At 67.6% G+C, this 3,654-nt stretch carries 4 protein-coding genes; 2 read left to right on the forward strand and 2 right to left on the reverse strand.

What is annotated here, in order from left to right:
* Positions 1-56 precede the first annotated feature (56 nt).
* Complete coding sequence (locus tag AC2CHE_RS26565; RefSeq protein WP_484507565.1) at positions 57-464, reverse strand: LbetaH domain-containing protein; 408 nt, start codon at positions 462-464, stop codon at positions 57-59.
* Between the two features lie 143 nt (positions 465-607).
* On the opposite strand from AC2CHE_RS26565, the gene AC2CHE_RS26570 reads away from it, so the two are divergent.
* Both AC2CHE_RS26570 and AC2CHE_RS26575 read left to right on the forward strand, forming a co-directional pair.
* Positions 608-1,144: a TetR/AcrR family transcriptional regulator gene (locus tag AC2CHE_RS26570; RefSeq protein WP_484507568.1), complete on the forward strand. Its 537-nt coding sequence runs from the start codon at positions 608-610 to the stop codon at positions 1,142-1,144.
* A gap of 229 nt (positions 1,145-1,373) precedes the next feature.
* On the forward strand, positions 1,374-2,141 hold the full coding sequence (locus tag AC2CHE_RS26575) for an SDR family oxidoreductase (protein WP_484507566.1): 768 nt from the start codon (positions 1,374-1,376) through the stop codon (positions 2,139-2,141).
* Positions 2,142-2,203: 62 nt separating this feature from the next.
* Here AC2CHE_RS26575 and AC2CHE_RS26580 read toward each other — a convergent pair whose 3' ends face one another.
* Positions 2,204-3,412, reverse strand: a complete 1,209-nt coding sequence (locus AC2CHE_RS26580; RefSeq protein ID WP_484507567.1) for a nucleotide disphospho-sugar-binding domain-containing protein — start codon at positions 3,410-3,412, stop codon at positions 2,204-2,206.
* Positions 3,413-3,654 lie beyond the last annotated feature (242 nt).

Genomic DNA, 3,654 nt, shown 5'->3' on the forward strand with positions numbered 1-3,654 from the left:
ACTCCCATGATCACCTAGGCGACCTCACCCGCCCCGACCGCCTCCACAGAGGCTAATCACCCCGTGAAATCCCAGCTCAAGCCGCAATCGGTCAAACACGCAACGGCCCTGCCGACGATGGTGTCGCCTCGGCTGGGCATCGCGCTCACGACATCGAGGGTCCGCTCGGCCCATTCGCCGCCGAAGAGGGTGAAGGGGAAGGTGGACGGGCCCACGACGGGGTGGTCGCCGCCGGCCATCAGGAATCGGGTTCCTGCCGCTATCGCGCAGAACTTACCGATGATCAACCTTTCCGGTCCGTAGCCGTAGAGCACGTTGTGCCGCTCGAAGCCTGTCGCATCATCGGGATCGTCGTAATACGTGTAGTCCCCTACGACGATCTTGGGGGACGTGACCAGCGCCTTGAGGAACACCACGCGTGGATGCGTCGCCACCGGGTGGACGGCCGTGGGGTCGGGTGTCACGAGATCCTCACTCGTTAAGACTACGGATGTCGCGATAACATCGTCGCATGGCGCCGCCGCAACCAACAAGCGATCTGCCCGACGAGACAGTGGCCGGCCGCGCGCGTCGGCCAGGCGGGCGCAGCGCGGCGGTCCGTCACCGCGTGCTCGACGCCACGCTCGCCCAGTTGGTGCAACACGGCTACGACTCCCTGAGCATCGACACGGTGGCCGAGCGCTCGGGTGTACACCGCACGACCGTGTACCGGCGGTGGCGGGATGTCGGTGGCCTGCTGGCGGACGTCCTGCACGAGGCGAGCGTCGACGCGTGGCGCCCACCCGACACGGGTTCGATCGACGGTGACCTGGCCGCGGTCAACCAGGAGGTCTATGTAGGACTGACCGCCGACCCGGTCACCGTCGCGCTCATCGCCGCCTCGTTCCGGTCCGAACAGGCCGCCGCGGCCCTGCGCGCCTTCTGGACCGACAGGTATGACCGCTGCGCCGAGGTCGTGCGACGCGCCGTCGAACGCGGTGAGATACCGGCGGGCACCGACGCACGCCGGCTGCTCATCGCCGCGACCGCCCCGCTGCACCACGAGCTCGCACTCCTGCGGTCGGCGGCCGACGCGCACCTTCCCGAACGTGTCGCCCGCAGCGTGGCCACCGCCGCCCGCGCAAGCGCCTTCACCGACCGATAGAACAACGCCATTCCCAGGGCCCGGCGCTGCCACATGGAAACGGGACGGACGCGCGCTCATCGGCAGAACCGGATACTCGACCGCCTCCCGGATGATCGGGTGTTGGGACAGGCAGGTACGCCTCCCGGCCAACGGTGGACGCCGGCCGTTGACGCACTCCGTGCGCCTCATTAGCCTGAAAGCGATCCATGCATGCATGGTTATCGCTACGGGGAGGTAATGCGGAATCATGGCGCGATTGAGCGGCAAGACCGCCCTGGTCACCGGTGGCAGTCGTGGCATCGGTCGGGCAATCGCCACCCGACTCGCAGCGGACGGCGCCCTCGTCGCCGTGCATTACGGCACCAACGAGACGGCCGCCAAAGAGACCGTCAACGCGATCGTAGAAGCCGGTGGCCGCGCATTTCCAGTCGGCACCGAACTCGGAAGACCCGGCGACGCCGAGGCGCTGTGGTCCACCTTCGACGCCGTTCTCATCGACACCGGCGCCGAACCGGGCCTCGACATCCTCGTCAACAATGCCGGCATCGCCAGCTCCAACAACCTGTCCGGCACCGACGCGGCAGAGTTCGACAGGATTTTCGCCGTGAACGTGAAGGCGCCGTTCTTCATCCTTCAGCAGGCATTGGAGCGGCTGCGGGACAACGGACGAATCGTCAATATCTCCTCCGCCACCACCCGGATCGCCGCTCCCGGGATGATCACCTACTCGCTGACCAAGGGTGCCATCGACACGCTCAGCTTCACCCTCGCAAAGCAACTCGGCGTACGCGGCATCACGGTCAACGCGATAGCACCCGGCGTCGTCGATGTCGACAGCAACGCCCACGTACTGCGGAACAACCCGCAACAACTCGCTTTCTGGGGCTCGATCTCCGCCTTCGGCCGGGTGGGCCAGCCCGCCGACATCGCCGACGTGGTGGCCTTCCTCGTCTCTGACGACGCTCGTTGGATCACCGGCCAGATCATCGACGCGAGCGGCGGCGCTCGCCTGTGATTCGTTCCCACGCCCGCCGATTCGTCCATCCGGCAGCTCGATAGAAGGATCCGGGCAAATGCTCAGCCGGAGCTGCCGGCCTCGGCCCGGGACGGCCACGACGCTCGGGCGGCCAGTTCCTGAAGCGCGTCCGCCGCGTCCGTCACCGGGTTCGACCCCTTGATCGACTCCCCGAGCCGGGCGAGGGCGGCGCGCACCGACTCGTCCCCGAGCAGACGCTCGGCGGCCTCCCGATACATCGCCCCGTCGCTGGTGCTGTGAATGGTGATTGCGACGCCCAGCTCCGCCAACCGGGCCGCGATCACCTTCTGGTCGGCGGCGCGGGGCACCGAGATCATCGGAATGCCTCTGACCACGGCCTCCATCGCGGAGTTCATGCCGGACCGGGTGACGAAGACGTCGGTACGGGCGAGTACCAGATTCTGCGGAACGTACCGGCGCGCGATCACGTTCTTCGGCAACTCGCCGAGGACGGCCGGATCGACCTGTGCGGTCGCCATCACCACGGTCCACCGTGTTCCCCCGAAGGCGTCGGCGATGCCACGGAAGAACCCGGGGCTGCCGCCCCAGAGGGTGCCCGGGGATACGAAGAGTGTCGGTCCGTCGGCGAGGCGGTCCCACGGGAAGTCGTCCTTGCCGTAGCCGCTGGTGTCCCGAAGCAACGGCCCGACGAACCGGAACCGGTCGTCGAACGTCTCCCGGGCCGGCTGCACCGCCGCAGGCGTGTTCACCAGCGCCAAATCGGCCCGGCCCAGGAGCGCGGGATGCAGCTGGCGCAGCAGCCCGAGCCGGTGCACCACCGCAGTGACGAGCGGGCCGTGCCGACGCCGCGAGCTGTCCAGGACCATCTGTTCGCTGAGGGCGTAGGACGGGCTGAACGAGGCGAGCAGGGCATCCGCCTTCCGGGCCGCTTTCGCACCCCACCTGGCGGAAAGGTCCGCGACTACCACGTCCGGCCGCCAGTACCCCCAGGTGCGGTGCAGTTGCTCAACGATTCGACGGCGCTGACGGATCATCGCGACGCCCAGTTTTCGCATGTGTTTGCGCTCTTCGTCGGTCGGATTCTCTGGAAAGGTGGTCGGCACGACGATGTCCATCTCCGTCACGCCGCAACCGGCCTCCCGGAAAGTCTCCGCGTACGGCGCGCTGATCGCTACGAAGACCTCCTCTCCCCGATGGATCAACTCTGTGACGAGCGGAATCATCGGGTTGACGTGACCATGCATCGGAAATGGCAGGAACAGGTAGCGAGCCACGGCGGTGCCCTCCAAGTTCGTATCCACACGCGACGTGGCGTCCGCAGAGCAACGCCGCAAACCGCTGAAGCGTCGGGCTCATGCGTGAGCCCGCATTCTCAGACCTGTCCTCCGGGCGCGGCGGTCAACGTCAGTTCGGTGGTGGCCAGGCGCTGGGCCGCGATCTGGGTACCGTCGCGGCGGACGACCGAGGCGATGGCGCGGGCTCGGGTGACCACGTCCGGTCGGAGGGCACGGTCGAGCGCGCTCGTCAGCGA

The organism is Micromonospora sp. ATLC16, from assembly GCF_057196645.1.